This window comes from Actimicrobium sp. CCC2.4 (assembly GCF_034347385.1).
In the GTDB taxonomy this organism is placed as follows: Bacteria; Pseudomonadota; Gammaproteobacteria; order Burkholderiales; family Burkholderiaceae_D; genus Actimicrobium.
In genome coordinates this window covers 3337033-3354593 of record NZ_CP133777.1, presented here as the reverse complement: position 1 = coordinate 3354593, position 17561 = coordinate 3337033, and the positions used below count along the sequence as shown (strand labels likewise).

General features: G+C 62.7%; 11 protein-coding genes. 9 read left to right on the top strand and 2 right to left on the bottom strand.

Annotation, left to right across the window (positions count from 1 at the left end; translation table 11 throughout):
• Positions 1-41: 41 nt before the first annotated feature.
• From RHM62_RS15410 to pelG, 8 genes are all read left to right on the top strand, one after another.
• The gene (locus RHM62_RS15410) at positions 42-962 is read left to right on the top strand and encodes a flagellar brake protein (RefSeq protein ID WP_322122944.1); all 921 of its coding nucleotides are present in this window, start codon (positions 42-44) and stop codon (positions 960-962) included.
• Positions 963-1354: 392 nt separating this feature from the next.
• Entirely contained in the window at positions 1355-4144 is a 2790-nt protein-coding gene (locus RHM62_RS15405; RefSeq protein ID WP_322122943.1) for a bifunctional glycoside hydrolase 114/ polysaccharide deacetylase family protein, read from the top strand.
• A complete protein-coding gene (locus RHM62_RS15400) occupies positions 4141-8130 on the top strand; it encodes a tetratricopeptide repeat protein (RefSeq protein WP_322122942.1) in 3990 nt (1329 codons plus the stop codon). The genes RHM62_RS15405 and RHM62_RS15400 overlap by 4 nt, the downstream gene beginning before the upstream one ends.
• Before the next feature lie 8 nt (positions 8131-8138).
• Complete coding sequence (locus tag RHM62_RS15395; protein ID WP_322122941.1) at positions 8139-8684, top strand: penicillin-binding protein activator LpoB; 546 nt, start codon at positions 8139-8141, stop codon at positions 8682-8684.
• Positions 8685-8687: 3 nt separating this feature from the next.
• Positions 8688-10103: a PelD GGDEF domain-containing protein gene (locus RHM62_RS15390; protein WP_322122940.1), complete on the top strand. Its 1416-nt coding sequence runs from the start codon at positions 8688-8690 to the stop codon at positions 10101-10103.
• The gene (locus RHM62_RS15385; RefSeq protein ID WP_322122939.1) at positions 10093-11130 is read left to right on the top strand and encodes a hypothetical protein; all 1038 of its coding nucleotides are present in this window, start codon (positions 10093-10095) and stop codon (positions 11128-11130) included. Before RHM62_RS15390 ends, RHM62_RS15385 begins: the two co-directional genes overlap by 11 nt.
• Before the next feature lie 44 nt (positions 11131-11174).
• Positions 11175-12734: a GT4 family glycosyltransferase PelF gene (gene pelF / locus RHM62_RS15380; protein ID WP_322125422.1), complete on the top strand. Its 1560-nt coding sequence runs from the start codon at positions 11175-11177 to the stop codon at positions 12732-12734.
• A gap of 13 nt (positions 12735-12747) precedes the next feature.
• The gene (gene pelG / locus RHM62_RS15375) at positions 12748-14118 is read left to right on the top strand and encodes an exopolysaccharide Pel transporter PelG (protein ID WP_322122938.1); all 1371 of its coding nucleotides are present in this window, start codon (positions 12748-12750) and stop codon (positions 14116-14118) included.
• A gap of 73 nt (positions 14119-14191) precedes the next feature.
• On the opposite strand, the gene RHM62_RS15370 is transcribed toward pelG, so the two are convergent.
• The gene (locus tag RHM62_RS15370) at positions 14192-14794 is read right to left on the bottom strand and encodes a hypothetical protein (RefSeq protein WP_322122937.1); all 603 of its coding nucleotides are present in this window, start codon (positions 14792-14794) and stop codon (positions 14192-14194) included.
• A 328-nt stretch (positions 14795-15122) separates the two neighbouring features.
• Here RHM62_RS15370 and yjjJ point away from each other — a divergent pair, with 328 nt between their 5' ends.
• Complete coding sequence (gene yjjJ, locus RHM62_RS15365) at positions 15123-16481, top strand: type II toxin-antitoxin system HipA family toxin YjjJ (RefSeq protein ID WP_322122936.1); 1359 nt, start codon at positions 15123-15125, stop codon at positions 16479-16481.
• 76 nt (positions 16482-16557) lie between these two features.
• Here yjjJ and RHM62_RS15360 read toward each other — a convergent pair whose 3' ends face one another.
• Positions 16558-17538, bottom strand: a complete 981-nt coding sequence (locus tag RHM62_RS15360) for an NADPH:quinone oxidoreductase family protein (protein ID WP_009664908.1) — start codon at positions 17536-17538, stop codon at positions 16558-16560.
• Positions 17539-17561: the final 23 nt, after the last annotated feature.

Sequence of the window (17561 nt, the reverse complement as noted above, 5' to 3'; positions counted from 1 at the left end):
ACTGTCCGGCCTGTGCCGCGCCTGATCCTCAAAGGATGTGCATGCCCGAGTCTGTCGCGTTGGTTCCTGTCCGTGCATCCGAAATCATCGTCGGCAAGGCGCTCACGCGCTCTGTTTATGACTACCACGGCAACCTGTTACTGGCGTCCGGATTCGTCATCGACAACGCGAGCCAGATGGCCGGCGTACTCGAAAACGGCTACTTCCACGAAGGTGGCTGGGAGCGTCCCGCCGGCCCGATTCCGGCAGACCAGAATATCAAGCGGCTGGTCGAAGCGACTGCCGCACCGAAGCCGGAAGCTGCCGAACGTGAAATCGCCGTCAACATGCAGGATGTGCGCTGGAACATCGGCGAAACGATGATCCTGCAGATGCAGGACAAGCCATCGATCCGCTACACCGTCAAGCTGATCGGGTTCGTCAAAGGCAAGACTGTCTATGTGACCGCGCCGACGATGGATGGCAAGTTCGAACTGATCCGCGACGGCCAGAGTTTTGTGGTGCGCGCGTTCTCCGGCAAGAAGGCCTATGCCTTCATTGCTGCCGCAGTGCGGTCGGTGCATACCCCGCATCCTTACCTGCATCTGTCTTATCCAAAACAACTGCGCTGCACCGTGGTGCGCCAGACCGCGCGCGTTGCCGTGCGGCTGATTGCGGCGGTCTCGCTGGGCGAGCCGGAGCGCAGTTCGGCCGCCACCATCACCGACCTGAGCATGGGCGGGGCGTCGGCAATTGCCAGGGAAATCCTTGGCGTCAAAGGCGAGACCGGCCGCATCAAGCTCAAAGTCCATGTCGCCGGACAGGACCTGTTCCTGAACCTGCAGACTGTGTTGCGTTCGATTGCACCAGCCGATACGGGCGAGGGCTTCCGGCATGGATTCGAGTTCGTTGAGGTGTCGGTGCAGGATAGGCTGGTGCTGACTGCGTACGTGCATCAGACACTGGTCGAGACCGACAGCTGAAAGACGTTCGCGTCGGGCCACCAGCATCGAGCGCCCGGAAGGGCGTTTTTTTTCATCTGCGCCTGTCGTCAGGTGCTTGTTACCTGCAGGTTTTCCGGCCTGAGTTATTGACAGTCAATACTAAAAAAAGGTGGTTTCATTTTAGAAACAATTGTCGGCAGATGGGAGAAATTTCCTTTCGCTCTCTCTCAAAGTCTCGGGTAAAGTGTCCAAAAATAAAGTTTTGACCTGCAGCAAGGTCGCGCCATCGTCGTGCGGGCGTGCGCTGGTTGAAGCCAAATGAAGCCCAACATAACGGTATGTGCCGACCACCCCCGGGAGAATCGCTGTTGTCTGATCATTGCCTTCGCGGCGTCTTGCAAGGTGTCGCCCGTTGGACTGGCAAACTCTGCTTGATTGTCTTGTTCCTGCCGGCGCTGGCGCTGGCGGCGCCGCCGTCCGTGGCGTTTTACTACGGTGCGCAAGCGCCACTGGCTGATTTGCAAGCCTTCGATATCGCCGTGGTCGAGCCTGACTTTGTCAGTAATCCTGCCAGCCGGACCCGCCCGACATCCGATGGCGCACATGCGCTGTTTGCGTATGTCTCGCTGGGGGAGGTGCAGCCGTCCCGTTCTTACTACCAGGCGCTGCCAGCAGGTGCGCTGCGCGGCGATAATGCCGCCTGGGGCAGCAAGGTCATCGATCAGGCGGCACCCGGCTGGAATGAATTTTTTCTGACCAGTGTGATTGCTCCGTTGTGGCAACAAGGCTGGCGCGGCTTCTTCCTCGACACGCTCGACTCCTATCAGCTGTTCGCCACCACCGATGCCGAGCGGACCCGCCAGCAGGAGGCGATGGTGGCTCTGCTGCGTGAATTCAAGCGCCGTTATCCCGACGCGCGGCTGATCCTCAACCGGGGTTTCGAGTTGCTGCCCGAGGTCGCACCGCTGGTCTTCGCGGTCGCCGCCGAGTCGCTGTATCAGGGTTACGATGCGGCCCGCAAGCAATACGGACCGGTGCCGGCGGCCGACCGGACCTGGCTGATGGCGCAGATGCAGACCGTGCGCGAGCGCTACCAATTGCCGGTCATTGCGATCGATTATGTTGATCCGTCCGTTCCCGGCGCGCGCGCGCTGGCACGCAGCACGGCACGCCAGCTCGCCAGCGATGGTTTCATTCCGTGGGTCGCCGATGGCGGGCTGGTGTCGCTGGGCGTCGGCAATATCGAAGTCCTGCCGCGCACGGTGCTGGTGCTGGTCGATAACCTCGACCTCGATTTTCATTACACCTCGGCGCAGCGCTTCCTCGGGATGCCGCTCAATTATCTGGGCCTGCGCTATGAATTCCTCGATCTGGCGACGCAGCCGCTGCCGGCCGGCATCCTCGCCGGCCGCTACGCCGGTATCGTCAGCTGGCTCAATCCGGGTGTCGATCACCCGACGCTGGCCAACTGGATGCGACAACAGATCGCCAGTGGCGTGCGCATCGCAGTCTTTGATACCTTCGGCTTTGTCGTCGAAGGGAAAAACGCCGCGGCGCTTGGCGTACGCCGGCTGGCGGTGCCGCGTCCCGAACGACTGACGGTGCATGCCCGCGACACCGCGCTACTCGATTTCGAGGTCGCCGCCTTGCCCGACCGGTCCCAGCTTGAACCGCTGCAATTACTGCCGCAGCAAGGGCGCAGCCTGCTCAGCCTGCAGGACGGCACCGGCAATACGTTTGATGCGGTCGCACTGACCGCCTGGGGCGGCTTTGCGCTCAGTCCGTTCACGACGCGGTCGCTGTCGGCGCTGGACCAGGATCGTTGGATATTGCAACCGATCCGCTTCCTGCAGGCAGCCCTGCAACTGCCCGATCTGCCGGTGCCGGATGTCACCACCGAGGGCGGCCGGCGCATGCTGATGGTGCATATCGATGCCGATGGTTTTCCGTCGCGCGCCGAACTGCCGGGCCGGCCGCTGGCGCCCGAAGTACTGCAAAAGCAGATCCTGTCGCGCTACCGCTTGCCCACAGCCGTATCGGTAATCGAAGCCGAAATCAGCCCGCAAGGCGTGTATCCCGCCCTGTCCGCCGAGCTCGAACCGCTGGCCCGCAAGATCTTCGCGCTGCCGTATGTCGAAGCAGCCAGCCATTCGTATTCACATCCGTTTTCATGGGCCCGCGCGATGGGCGTGATCAGCCCGCGCGATGAAATCATTGCCGTCGATAAATCGTATGGTTTGCCCTTGCCGGGCTACCGCTTCGACCTCAAGCGCGAAGTGCAGGGATCGATGGATTACATCAACACGCGCCTGATGCCGCCCAACAAGAAAGCCGAATTATTCCTGTGGACCGGTAATTGCGTGCCGCTGGCCAGCGCGATTGCCGAAACCGTCAAGGACGGATTCCTGAACATGAACGGCGGCGACACCCGCATCACCGCGAGCAACAACTCATGGACCGCGATTGCCGCTCAAGGGGTGCGCAAGGGCGGCTGGTATCAGGTGTTCGCACCTAACCAGAATGAAAACGTCTACACCAACAACTGGACCGGTCCGTACTACGGTTTCGAGCGCGTCATCGAAACCTATCAGCTGACCGGCGCGCCGTATCGCTTCAAGCCGGTCGACATTTATTACCACGTGTATTCGGCCACCAAGCCGGCTTCGATAGCGGCATTGCACAAGGTGTACGGCTGGGCTGTCGCGCAACCGTTCACGCGGGTTTTCCCGTCGCAGTACGTGCGCAAGGTGCTCGATTTTGAAGCCACCAGCATCGCGCGCGAACTGGCCTCGGAGGATCTGCTGGTGCGTACCGGTGCCAGCCTGCGCACCTTGCGCATGCCGCCCGGTGCTGCGGTGCCATCGCTGCGCGATAGCAGTGGCGTGGCCGGTGTGGCGACCGGCCCGTCGGGCGATTACCTGACACTGAGCTCGGCTCAGGTGCGCCTGTCGGCGCGTCCCGACCAGGGCGGTGTGCGGGTCGATCAGATCAACGGCGGCATCAGCGACTTCACGCGCACGCGGGAAGGGGCGGGCGAACAATTGCGCTTCACGGCCACCGCCAACGAGGCGATCACGCTGACGCTGGCGCAAGCCGCCGGTTGCCGTGTCAGTGCCGATGGCAAGCCGGTCGCCGCCAGCGGCAGCGATGCGCGTTACGTGCTCGATGGCGGCGATGCAATGCCGCAGCGCCGCGTCATTACCGTGCGCTGCGCAGCATGATGGTCAAGCCTGATGCCTCGCGCCCGCGTCCGGCCAACCAGCGCCACGGGTCCTGGTACTCGCGCGACACCAACTATGAGCGTATGGCGCTGTTTTCGCCCTGGACCATCGCCGGTTTCGGGCTGGCGGTCGGGCTGGGTCTGCTGCTGGTGTATCCGTATCGCACGCTCGAACAGAAGCTGGCCTCGAGCGAACTCAACAGCAAGCCGGACCGGCTGACCGTCGAGTACCTGAAAGTATTTTTGAAAGCCGAGCCGAATGCGCTGGCGCTGCGTCGTGCCCTGGTCGGCCAGCTGGTGCGACTGGGTTCCTACGCCGAAGCCCGCGAAGCGATGCGGCCCTTGCAGCTAGCCAGTGATCCGGCCATCCAGCGCGACGCCGAATGGCTGGAGCTGAGCATGCTGGAAGGCGAAGCGTATGCCTTGTCGGTGAGCACACCGGCGCGTGAAGTCGCGATGCAACGCGTACGTGCACAGCTGCGCGTGCTGGTGGGTTTGCCGCAGCAGGATTCGCAACGCCTGCTGGTGCTGGCGCGTACCGCGCTGGCGGCCGGCGCGGTTGACGTGGCAGCGCTGGCCTATCAGAAAATTGCCGCGCGACCGGAAATCCTCGCGCCTGAAATTTACGCCGAAGCCGCGCGCGCCGCACTCGCTCTGGGTAATTACCGGGTCGCTGCCAACTTGTACTTTCGCGCGATGGTCTACACCCGCGTGATCGACAAGCGACGGGATTATTTTTTTGCGGGAATGCGCACGCTGCAAGCCAGCGGTGATGCCGGCGACCTGATCGCCAGCGCCGATGAGCATGTCGGCATGCTCATCGACGACACCGCCACCCTGAAATTTCTGGCCCGGCTGGCGCAGTCGGCCAACCGCCTCGATGCGGCCGAGCGGTATGCAAAACAACTGCTGAAGTTATCGCTGCTGGAGCGCTGGCAGGGCAGGCAGCTGGCCGGCTGGCAAAGTCCGGCGCAGTTCTATGCCGGACTCGATCGTGTCGATGCCGGGCCATTACGCTTCGTGCGGATCGCCGATACCAGTGCGCCCGGACTGCCGTTCGATGACGACGCCTACACGCTGAGCTATACGATTTTTCTGGCTAACCGTAACCTCAACGATGCCCGTCGCGTGGCCGAATCAGCCGTGTTGCAGCGGCCCGCCGATGCCGGCTGGCGCAAGCGGCTGGCGCAGATCAACCAATGGAATACCGCGCCCGAAGCGGCGTTGCCGCAATGGCTGGCGTACGCAAGACTGAGCGGCGACGAAGCGGCCTGGGACACGGTACTGCAGCTCGGCAGCGGCCTGGCCGATATCGATGCCCAGGTCGCTGCGATTGCCCACAAGGTCGAACGTGAACCGACCAGCGTGGTCTGGCTGGAACGCCTGTTGCAAGTGTTCGAAGCCAGTGGCCAGCCCGAGCGCGCACTGGCGCTGCTGCGTACCCGCCTGTCGTACAAGTCAGCGCCTGCCCTGCGCCGGCGCGAACTGGACTTGCTGGCCACGCTGGCCGAGCGCACCGGCCATGACGACGAATCGCTGACCGCGTTGCGCCGGCTGCAAGCCGAGTTCGGCACCGACAGCACGGTGGCGCTACGCATCGCCAACAACCTGTACCGCGCCAACCAACCGGGCGCCGCCTTCGCCGCCCTGGAACGCGCCGGTGCGGTCGCGCCGGTCACCGATGGCGATTTCTGGCGCGCCTATGCCGAACTGGCGATGCTGCTGCAAAACGATGCCGCTGCCCGCACCGGCTTGCGCAGCCTGCTGGCCGGTGAGGTCCATGGCGACAATGATCTGACCAACCTGATCGGCTTGCTGGAAGCGGCGCAACCGCTGGCCGCCGCCCGGCTGGCCGAATTTGCCTATGCCAGCAAAGGCAATCCGCGCACCGCGCTGCAGGCGCTGAACCTGCGCGCGCGCATCGCTGACTGGGCCGGCGCGCGCGCCATGCTGGCACGGCTGACGCCGGAACAGCGCCGCTTGCTCGAACAGGACCCGGCTTTCCTGAGCCTGCGCGCCTCGATTGCACAATCCAGTAACGACCTCGACGGTGCCGCGCGCGACATGCGCGCGGCATTGGCCTTGCGCCCCGCCGAGATGGAATTGCGTGCCGCCTTGCTCTGGATACTGGTGGCCAAGCGCGACACCGCCGATCTCAAAAAAGCCTTGTCGCTCTGGGCTGCTGACGCCGAAAACAATGCCGTGCTGTGGGATCCGTATGCGGCCGCGAACATGTCGCTGAACCGGCAGGACCGGGCCCTGCACTGGTTCCGCAAGGGCGGCTTTCGTAACGACGATTATCTGTGGCTGATGAGTTATGCCGAGGTGCTCGATGCGGTCTCGCAAAAAGAACAGGCCTGGCGCATTCGCCGCCATGTCTGGCTTGACCTGCGCAATCCCGATGTGCTGCGCAAGGCCAATCCGGAACAGTTAGGTGCGCTGCGCGACCGGCTGGTTGCGGTGGCACCGCTGTTCATGAACGGCGATGGGGCCGATCGCGTGATGCGGGCTTTGCTGCGCGCCGATATCAGCACGCTGGTGGCGTTCGTGCCACCACAAGCACCGCCGCGCACCGGCCGCGAAATGCTGGCCCGGCTCGATCAGCCTGACACTGCGCAGCTGCCCTTGCTGCAGCAGCGCGACAAGCAGCGCGCCGCGCAGCGCAGCAGTGCCCCGATGGACGCGTTGCTGGCCCCGGCCCCGGCGGCCGGCCGGCCACAGGATGATGTGCGACTGACCGCCACGGCCCGCGAACTGGCGCTGGCCTATGCCTTGAACCGCAATGCCAACGACCTCGCCGCCGCGTGGTTCGCCAGCCGTTTTGCCGCCCAGCTGGAAAAACCGCTGTGGGGCGAACTGTCCCTGCTGCTGGCCTCGGAAGATCGCGCGCAATTAAATCGCTTGCTCGACGATGTGCCGGACTGGCTGCCGATGTACGACCGCATCGAAGCAGCGCAGCGCGCCGGTCGGCCGGGGCTGGCGCAAACGATGGCATTCGACCAGCTGGCGCTGTTGCCTACCGATGAAGACCTGCATCTGCGGTTGACCACGATGACCACCGAACAGCCGGCCGGTTTTTCGGCGACGGTGAACCAGATGACGGTGTCGCCGCTATCGGCCCGCGAAACCGAATTGCAGACCAGCGTCTACCTCACGCCCGGCCTGCGGCTCACCGTCGCGCTGATCGACCGGCAGTACCGCAGCCTCGACGACACCGCGCTGGTGAACCTGCCCGGCTCGGATCGCCAGCTTGAACTGAGCTTGCGTAAGCAGCTCGACGGCGGCTATGTCTCGGCCACGGTACAGCAGCGCCAGGGTGCCGGCAGCAATACCGGCCTGCGCCTCGATTACAGCCTGACGCTGTCGCCGCCGGTCAGCGTGGCCGGTAGCGTCGGCGTGCGCCAGCTGGCTACCGAGTCGGCGCTGTTGCGGGTCGCGGCGATGCGTGATGGTGTCGAATCGACCGTGACCTACGCGCTCAGTCGCGCCGAATACCTGCGCCTCGGTCTGGCCTGGCATCGCTATGCGTCGCAGGCCGGTAATGTCCTCGGTAGCGGCGGCAACTGGAATGTCGAAGCCGGCACCCATCTGCGCCTTGAATATCCGAATATCACGCTGCGCGCCTTTGCCTCCGGCTCGGCCTATCGCGACCGCAACCAGATCGATGCGCTGGTCGGCAACCTGCTGCCGGCCGGTACTGACCTGACCCAGATCCGCGCACTGCCGGTCAACGAAAGGCTGGTCGGTATCAGCCTCGGGCTGGGCACCGTGATCGATACCCGTTACACCCGCGCCTGGCGACCGTTCGCCGAGCTCGGACTGACCCGCAGTGATGTCACCGGTAGCGGCGTCAACCTGCGCGCCGGGATTGCCGGCAGCGTGCTGGGCCAGGACCTGATGACTTTGCGGGGGCTGCGTTCCAGCAGCAGCGCGGCGTCGCCGCAAGGCAGCCAGGAAATTGGACTGGATTACAAATGGTTTTTTTAGAGGGCACTATGAAACAACACTTCCGTCACCTGTTCCGCTCACTCGTTCTGGCCGCCGTCATCGGCCTGCTGGGTGCCTGTTCCACGCTGCATGTCGGCAGCGCGCCGACGCTTGAGGCCGGGGCCAAGTGGGCCATCCTGCCCTTCGTGAACCAGACCGAAACACCGCAGGCAGGCCTGCGTGCCGAGTCGATCGCCGAGAGCCTGTTGCGTGTCGATGGCATCAGCAACCTGCGCCGCTATCCGGCCGCGCTCAATACCGAGACGCTGTTCGAACCGATGGACCGCAAACAGTTCGATGCCGCGCTGGCGTGGGCGCGCGGTGAAAATATCCGCTACGCACTGACCGGCAGCGTCGATGAATGGCGTTATAAGGTCGGCATCGATGGCGAACCGGCCGCCGGCGTGACGCTGCAACTGATCGACGTGCAAAGCGGCCAGGTGCTGTGGGCCGCGGCCGGTGGCAGCACCGGCTGGAGCCGCGAGTCGCTCTCGGGCGTGGCGCAGAAACTGCTCGCCAAGCTGCTGCGTCCGCTGCTGGTTGCGGCGCGCTGAGCGATGGCAGTCTCCTGGCGCGACCTGAGCCGGCGCGTGTTGCCACCGTCTCAAGCCGGCGCAACACCGGTCTGGGCCTGGAGCCTGGCCGCACTGGAAGCGATCTTCCTGTGTGTACTGGCGTTCGCGCTGAGCTGCTGGATCGCGCCGCAGGATCCGCTCGGACTGGGCGCGCAATTCCCGTGGTTGTGGATCGTGCCGGCGCTGCTGGCGATGCGCTATGGCACCGCCATCGGCGTGACGGCAGTGGTGACCTTCATCGCCCTCTGTCTGCTGTTGCCGGAACTGGCCGCTTACCTGCCGTGGTCGCGCGCGCTGCTGGTGTCGGCGACGAGTCTGGCGGGGCAGGAATTTCCAAAAGCGTTTTTTTTGGGCGGGCTGGTACTGACGCTGGTCTGCGGCCAGTTTTCGGATATCTGGTCGGCCCGCACGCGGCGCCTGCGGGCAGTTAATGCCTACCTGGACGAGCGCCTCAATACGCTGACCAAAAACCATTTCCTGTTGCGGCTATCACATGAACGGCTCGAACAGGATTTGCTGGCCAAGCCGCTGACACTGCGCGAAACGCTGGCCCGCTTGCGCGAGCTGACAGCCGGTCAGCAAGCGGCCGATCCTGTCGAACTGCCCGGCGCGCGCGAGTTCATCCAGCTGCTCGGCCAGAGCTGCCAGCTCGAAATCGCTGCGCTGCATGGTGTCACCGGTACCGACCGCTATGCGGGCATGCCGACCGCCGTTCTGGGCGAACCGGGTACGCTGGACCAGGACGATCCGCTGGTGCGCTACTGCATTGCGCAGGGACGGCTGGCGCATGTCCAGACGACCGATATCACGCCGGCCGATCGCAGCGCCAGCCGCTATCTGATCTGCGCGCCACTGCTGCCGTCGGGTAGCGCGCCGGTCGGCTTGCTGGTGGTCGAGAAACTGCCTTTTTTTGCGCTCAATGACGATGCGCTGCAATTGCTGTCGGTGCTGATCGGTTATTACGCCGATGGCGTGCGGCTCGGTCATGCGGTGCGCGCGGTGCTGGCGACGGTGCCGGACTGTCCTGCAGACATGGCGCTGGACCTGATGCGCTTGCAGCGCATTCGCGTCGAAGCCGGTATCGAAACCTCGCTGGTGGCGCTGGTGTTCGGCAAGGATGAGGCATCACTGGACCGCTTCGAGCAGGTCAAGCGCCTCAAGCGCGGGGTCGACCTGTCGTGGGAACTGACCGGCACCAGCCATGTGGCGCTGATTACCCTGCTGCCGCTGGCCTCGGTTGCGGCGGTCGATGGCTATCTGTTGCGCATCGAATCGGCCTTGCATCAGCAGTTCGGCGGTGGCTTTGTCAGCAGCCAGATCACTACCCATACGGCGCGGCTGGGCCATGCCGATGCCGGCGAAACCTTGCTCGGACTGGTGCGTCGCTGTGCTGTATAAGCTGCTCTTTCTCGGCCTGTCGTTCGAGTTCAGCGCGATCGGATTGCTGTTCGCCGGCAGCCACAGTGCCGCGCTGATCGGCAGTTACCTGTTGCTGCATGCGCTAGGTTGCGCGCTGCTGGCGCTGGTGCTGATCCTGCTGATTCCGGCGCGCTACCGGCGTCCGCGCAGCTGGGTGCTGGGCTACCTCTTTGCGTTCAATTTCTTCATGCCCATTGTCGGGCTGGTGTGCGTAACGGGTGGCTTGCTGCTGGGCTTCTGGTTGCCGCGTACGTCCGGCAAGGAGCCGTTCGAGACCGCCGGCCAATTGCGCTTCACGACCCATCGCAATCACGAGGGCACCGGGTTTCGCGGCGGTCAGGTGCGGGCGCAACTGGGCAACAACCAGACCCCGCTGGACCAGCGCCTGAAAGCACTGGTGGCGGTGCAGAACACGCCGGCGCGGGCCACCGGCAGCCTGTTGCGCACACTGTTGGCCGACCCGGCTGATGACATGCGGCTGCTGGCTTACGGCATTCTTGATGGCAAAGAAAAACAGATCAGCAATCGCATCCTCGAGAGCCGGCGCCGGCTCGATCAGTCCGGCCCGCCGGCCGAGCGGTTCGGCCTGAGCAAGCTGGTCGCCGAGCTGTACTGGGAATTGATTTATCAGGATCTGGTGCAGGGTGACATGCGCAGTTTTTCTGCCGGCCAGGTACGCAAGTACGCGGTACAGGCTTTGCAGTTACGTGACGATGATGCCGGCGTCTGGTTTTTGCTGACCCGGCTCGAACTGTTCAGTGGCGATGTCGAGGCGGCCGGGCGGGCGCTGGCCGAAGCGCGCAAGAACAACTTTGCGCGCGAGCGGCTGCTGCCCTATCTGGCCGAATTGCGTTTTTTGCAGCGCCGCTACGACGAAGTGCGCGCACTGTTCGACGAACTGGGCGATCAGCCCGGCGTGCCGGCACTGGCGCAGAGCCGGCGCTACTGGCGTCCCGAGTTGTCGGCTGCGACTATCCTCCTCTTACCCGAAGGTGACCGCACTTGAAACCTGATGCCACGATCAACCGCCGTGCCGCCGATTGCGATGTGATGCTGCTGCTCGAAGGCACCTTCCCGTATGTCAGCGGCGGTGTCTCGAGCTGGGTCAACCAACTCATTCGCGGCTTTCCGCAAATCCGCTTCGGCATCTGCTTCATCGGCAGCCGGCGTGACGATTACGGCGATCCGAAATATGCGCTGCCGGACAACGTCGTGCACTTCGAAGCGCATTACCTGCACGAGCGCCATGCCGCACCGCTGGTGCTGCCGCAGGATGGCGACGCTGCTGCGTATGCGCAGATGGACGCACTGCACCAGCAATTACGCGCGCCGGTGCGGGCCGATATGCCGCAGGGGGCGATTTCGGCATCGCTGCATGCGCTGTTGCCGCTGATGCAGGATGGCGGCGCGCTCGACGAGGCGTCGTTCCTGTACAGCCAACTGTCGTGGCAGAGCATCGCCGAAAATTACCGCACCCATTGCACCGATCCGTCGTTCGTCGATTATTTCTGGACCGTGCGCATCATGCATACGCCGGTCTGGACGCTGGCGCGGGTGGCCCGCAAGCTGATTCCGGCGCGCGTTTATCACAGCGTATCGACCGGTTACGCGGGGTTTCTGGGTGCGCTGTTGACGCAGCAAACCGGCCGCCCGCTGATCTTGTCCGAGCACGGGATCTACACCAAGGAACGCAAGATCGACCTGTTCCAGAGCGAATGGATCCACGACAACCGCGGCGTATTCGAGAAGGATGCGTCGCAGCTGTCGTACTTCCGCGACCTGTGGATCCGTTTCTTCGAGGCGCTGGGGCGGATGTGCTACGAAGCCGCCGGCGACATCGTCGCGTTGTACGACACCAACCGGCTGCGTCAGATCCATGACGGCGCGCTGGCCGGGCGCACCCGCAATATCCCGAACGGTATCGACCTGCCGCGCTTTGCCGCCTTGCGCGCCTTGCGCCCGGCTACGCCGCCGCCGGTGCTGTGCCTGATCGGACGCGTGGTGCCGATCAAGGACGTCAAGACCTTCATCCGTGCGATGCGCACGGTGATCAACCTGATGCCCGATGCGCAGGGCTGGATTGCCGGTCCGGAAGACGAGGATCCCGGATACGCCGAGGAGTGCCATAGCATCGCCGAAGGACTGGACCTGCAGGACAGAATCAAGTTTCTGGGTTTCCAGAAAGTCGATGCACTGTTGCCGCAGATCGGACTGGTGATCTTGTCGAGTATTAGCGAAGCCTTGCCGCTGGTGCTGCTGGAGGGTTTTGCCGCCGGCGTGCCGGCTGTGGCGACCGATGTCGGCTCGTGCCGCCAGCTGATTCATGGGCTGGACGACGAAGACCGGGCGCTGGGCGCTGCCGGTGCCATCGTCAGCATTGCCGAACCGCAGGCACTGGCGCGTGCAGCAGTGGCATTGCTGACCGACCACGAGCGCTGGCAGGCGGCCCAGGCGGCCGGCATGGCGCGGGTCGAGCGCTATTACACACAAGACCTGATGTTCGCCGAATACAGCCGTCTGTACGACAAATCGCTGCAGCAGGCCGATGCGCCAACGGTGCGTGCGGCAAGCTGCCCGATGCGCCCGCCATCGGCGCAACAAAGTCACTAGGAACTGAGACGTCATGGCCGGTATCGGATTCGAATTACGCAAGATCCTCAAACGCGACAATCTGATGTCGCTGATGCAGGCCTACACCTATGCCGCCGTGATCAGCTCGGGACCGTGGGTGCTGTCGATCGTCGGCATCCTGATCATCGGTGTGCTCAGTTACGCGATCGTGCTGCCGAACCTGCTGATCGTGCAGTTCCAGGTCAGCATTACCTATGTGATTGCCGCGTCGCTGATTTTTACCGGGCCGTTCCAGCTGGCCTTCACGCGCTTCACGGCCGACCGCTTGTTCGAGAAGAACAACGACGTCATCCTGACCAATTTCCATGCGGTGACGCTGGCCGTGACGGTGGTCGGCGGGATTGCCGGATTGCTGTGCGTGCTGTTCCTGTTTCCGGAGCAAAGCGTGATGTACCGGCTGCTGCTGCTGGCGGCCTTCGTGATCATGTCCAATATCTGGATCGCGACGATCTTTTTGTCCGGCATGAAGCAGTACAAGGAAATCGTCTGGATGTACCTGGGCGGCTATGCGATCACGGTGCTCGCGGCACTAGCGATGCGGCCGTTCGGGCTGGAAGGATTGATGGCGGGTTTCGTGATTGGTCAGGCTTTGTTGCTGATGGGGATGACGATTCTGATCCTGCGCAATTATCCGGCGCAGAAGTTTATTTCGTTCGAGTTCTTTGAACGCAAGCTGATGTATCCGGCGCTGCTGTGCATCGGCTTGCTGTACAACCTCGGCGTCTGGGTCGACAAGTTCGTATTCTGGTTCACTGCCGATACCAGTCAGGCCATCATCGGTCCGTTACGCGCGTCGGTAATTTACGACTTGCCGGTGTTTCTGGCCTACCTGTCGATCATTCCGGGGATGGCGATTTTTCTGTTACGCATGGAGACCGATTTTGTCGAGTACTACGACAAGTTTTATCAGGCCGTGCGCAGCGGCGGTTCGCTCGAAGCGATCGAGGAAGCCCGCAACGGCATGGTCGAAACCATCCGCCTCGGCATCTTCGAAATTATCAAGATCCAGACTATCGCGACGCTGCTGCTGATCGTGATCGGCGAAGCGGTACTTAAGTGGTTGGGGATATCGACGCTGTATTTGCCGCTGCTATACATCGACGTGATTGCGGCCGGTTTGCAGGTGGTGTTGCTGGGTATCCTGAACGTGTTCTTTTACCTGGACAAGCGGCGCATCGTGCTGGCGCTGTGCGCTGCGTTTGTCGTGCTGAACCTGGTGCTGACGCTGGTGTCGGTGCAGCTCGGCCCGGCGTTTTTCGGGTACGGATTTGCACTGGCCTTGCTGGTGGTGGTGCTGGCTGGGTTGGGGATGTTATCGCGGACGCTGGGGGTGCTGGAGTACGAGACGTTTATGTTGCAGTAGGCGGGGCAGTTGTTCTTCTGCAGCGACCGGTGGAGGATGCCCCCGGGCGCTGACAGCACAATCAACTGTCGACTTACTGATCGTGACGCTCGTTGAAGATTCTGCGTGACTGGCGATTTTCAGTGCGTTGAACATGTCGCTGCTCGGCTGCCCCGACGTGTCCGTCAGCACCGGCCCTGGCTTGCAGTCGGCTTTCCCGGGCCTGACCACGCTCGAGTCGCGCTGCTTCCTCCTTGGTCAGCGATCCATCCTTGAGCCCGTTCCGGATGCGCTGTTCCTGGTTCACATTGCGTTGCACGTCGGCTTGCATGCGTTGGCTCGATGCCGAGTTCGGGTTGCCAGTCTGCGCATCATGTTTCTCTGTGTAGATATTGCGGCTGACCTTGTTTTGCTGACGATTGATGCGCGTTTGTTCGGCGGGGGTGAGCGTGCCGTCTTTGAGTGCATTAGCTTCCATGCGGTCGATGCGGGCCTCCTTGCGCTCGAGGCCGGCGGCTTCCCGGGTGGTCAGTTGACCGGACTTTAAACCCTCTTCAATGCGGGTTTGCTGATTGACGTCGCGCTGGACGGTGGTGGTACCTGTCGGATCAGGCAGGGCGCGCTGGGCGAATGCGCTGGTGGATATCATGGTGACCATTGCCAGCATGACTAGGGGAATCGTTTTGGGCTTGAACATGCTCTTTCCTTTCGGGTGATAGGGCGAAAGAGTTTCGCCCTGAAGGCACGAAACGCGACCGCTATCGGCACGGTTTCACTCAAAGAGTAACCAGTGATACCAATTGTAAGCAACCACTAATCAGGATGTGCTCAGGTCTTTTTTGTGGGGGTGGAGATGGCTGCCATCAGCGCTAAGGTTCCTTGTCAGCACGGTTCGTAGGCTGCAGGATTACCTTGAAGACCATCGTCAATGATTCAAAAGTATCTATTCAAATTCAATTCAATTGTGATTAAATAGGTCTTCTCTCTGCTATGCAGACGACCATTATTTTATCTATTCATACTCTATGATAAATCCCAAAAAAGGCGACCAGATAGCGGCGCTCCGACGCCTCTTGTCGCGCCAGCCGGCGGATGCCGGAACCCTGTCGTCAGCATTGGGAATCAGCCAGCCGACCTTCTCGCGGCTCTGGCCGGCGGCCGGCAATGACGTCTGCGTTCTTGGCGCTGCACGGTCTACGGTATATGGATTGCGCCGTGATTTGCGCGACCTTGGCAGCAAACTGCGGGTCTATCGTGTCGATACCTCGGGAGAAACTGCTCATTTTTGTGACTTGATCGTCCTCGTCGGGCACTGGTATGCGTACCAGCTCAACGGCAGTGCCGCAGTCAAGCTGTGTGAAGGCTTGCCGTATTTTCTCCAGGATCTGCGGCCGCAAGGTTTTTTGGGCAAGACGGTGCCGAAAGAACATGCTGATCTGGACTTGCTCGCGGATGTGCTGCAGTGGAGTGATGATGACGTGCTGTATTACCTTGCGCGTCGCGGCGAGAACAGCACGGGCGATTTGATCGTCGGGAATGAATCCTACCGCCGGTACCGGCAAGAAAGGGCGGAGGGAGCGCAGAACGTCATTGCCGGGGCGGGCCGATACCAGCGCTACCCGGAACTTGCCGCGCGCGCCTTGTCAGGCGAGGTGATCGGGTCTTCCGCAGGCGGCGAGCAACCAAAGTTTCTTGCGACCATATCAAGCGATGAAGCTGACCGGCCGGGTTGTCATGTCATCGTGAAATTTTCAGCGGGCATGGACACGCCTGGCGGCCGGCGATGGGGCGACCTGCTGATTGCCGAGCACCATGCTTTGCAAACCCTGGCACGCAACGGCATTGCCGCAGCGAAGTCCGACATCCTGATAGCGCAGAATCGGGTCTTCCTGGAATCTACCCGATTTGACCGGCGCGGACTGCAAGGCCGGTTGCCGATGCTGTCATTGGCAGGCCTGGCAGGAGAAACCGGCGCGCTCGAACAATCCTGGTCTACCGTGGCAAACCTGCTGTTTAACCAGCGCCAATTAACGCTGCCTGATTACACGGTTATCGAGCTGCTGGACTTGTATGGCGCGCTCATCGGCAACACCGACAGGCATCAGGGAAATCTGTCGCTGAGCTGGGTACCGGGGCAGCAATTCACTTTGCTGCCGTGCTACGACATGCTGCCGATGCTGTATCGGCCGAACATGCAAGGTGAGGTGATCGATCGACGGCTGTCTCTGGATGCAATGGACAAGCTGGATCTGCGGCAGTTGCCGCGAGCCGCGATGCTGGCCGGCCAATTCTGGACCGCCGTGCTGGCGGATAAGCGTATTTCGGATGACTTCAAAACGGTCGCGGCACGGCATCTGGACGATGCGGCGCCGATGATGACTTAGGACGCCGGCATGTTGTGCTGCCGCGCCGTCACCGGCTGGCGTCGCAACGTCCAGCCGGGACAGCGTACCCGCTCCGTCAAGCCCAGGGCTTGATCACCACTTTCCCCATTACCTTGCGCGCCGCCATGTCATTCAAGGCCTGCGCGGTCTCCGCCAACGCATAGCGTCCGGAAATCCGCGGCTTGATGGTGCCGTCGGCCAGCCAGCCCATCAGTTGCTGCATCGCGGCCTGATTGGCTTTCGGTTCGCGTTTGGCGAACTCGCCCCAGAACACGCCGACCAGCGAGGCACCCTTGAGCAGCATCAGGTTCAGCGGGAGAGCTGGAATTTCACCGTTGGCAAAACCGACCACCAGGTAACGGCCGCGCCAGCCGATCGAGCGGAACGCCGGCTCGGCATAGATGCCGCCGACCGGGTCGTAGATCACGTCCGGTCCCTTGCCATCGGTGGCGGCCTTGATCGCGCCGCGCAAATCTTCGGTGCTGTAGTTGATGGTCAGGTCGGCACCGTGCTCGCGGCAGACCGCAAGTTTTTCATCGGACGAGGCGGCGGCGATCACGCGGGCACCGAGCGCCTTGCCGATTTCGATGGCGGCCAGTCCGACACCGCCGGCGGCACCCAACACCAGCATGGTTTCGCCGGCTTTCAGTTGGGCCCGGTCGACCACCGCATGATGCGAGGTGCCGTACGTCAGCGTGATGGCGGCGGCGATATCGAAGTCCATGCCGGCGGGCATCGGCATCACGGCATTGGCGGCGACCACGATCTGCTGCGCGAACGCGCCTTGGGCACTGAAGGCGATGACGGAGTCGCCCGCCTTGTAGCGGGTCACGCCTTCGCCGACGGCCAGCACGACGCCGGCCAGTTCGCTGCCGGGCGTGAAGGGCAGGGCAGGCTTGAACTGGTATTTGTTCTGGATGATCAGCACGTCGGGAAAATTCACGCCGGCGGCGCGTATCTCGATGGCGATCTCGCCCGGGCCGGGGACGGCATCAGGCAGCTCTTCGATGACCAGCGTGTCGGGCAGGCCCCAGGCATTGCAGACGATGGCTTTCATGGGTGTCTCCTCATGGCATGTGA

Coding starts and splice junctions, on each gene's coding strand:
- RHM62_RS15390 (WP_322122940.1), top strand. CDS start 8,688: ATGGCAGTCTCCTGGCGCGACCTGAGCCGGCGCGTGTTGCCACCGTCT.
- yjjJ (WP_322122936.1), top strand. CDS start 15,123: ATGATAAATCCCAAAAAAGGCGACCAGATAGCGGCGCTCCGACGCCTC.
- RHM62_RS15400 (WP_322122942.1), top strand. CDS start 4,141: ATGATGGTCAAGCCTGATGCCTCGCGCCCGCGTCCGGCCAACCAGCGC.
- pelG (WP_322122938.1), top strand. CDS start 12,748: ATGGCCGGTATCGGATTCGAATTACGCAAGATCCTCAAACGCGACAAT.
- pelF (WP_322125422.1), top strand. CDS start 11,175: ATGCTGCTGCTCGAAGGCACCTTCCCGTATGTCAGCGGCGGTGTCTCG.
- RHM62_RS15370 (WP_322122937.1), bottom strand. CDS start 14,794: ATGTTCAAGCCCAAAACGATTCCCCTAGTCATGCTGGCAATGGTCACC.
- RHM62_RS15410 (WP_322122944.1), top strand. CDS start 42: ATGCCCGAGTCTGTCGCGTTGGTTCCTGTCCGTGCATCCGAAATCATC.
- RHM62_RS15360 (WP_009664908.1), bottom strand. CDS start 17,538: ATGAAAGCCATCGTCTGCAATGCCTGGGGCCTGCCCGACACGCTGGTC.
- RHM62_RS15395 (WP_322122941.1), top strand. CDS start 8,139: ATGAAACAACACTTCCGTCACCTGTTCCGCTCACTCGTTCTGGCCGCC.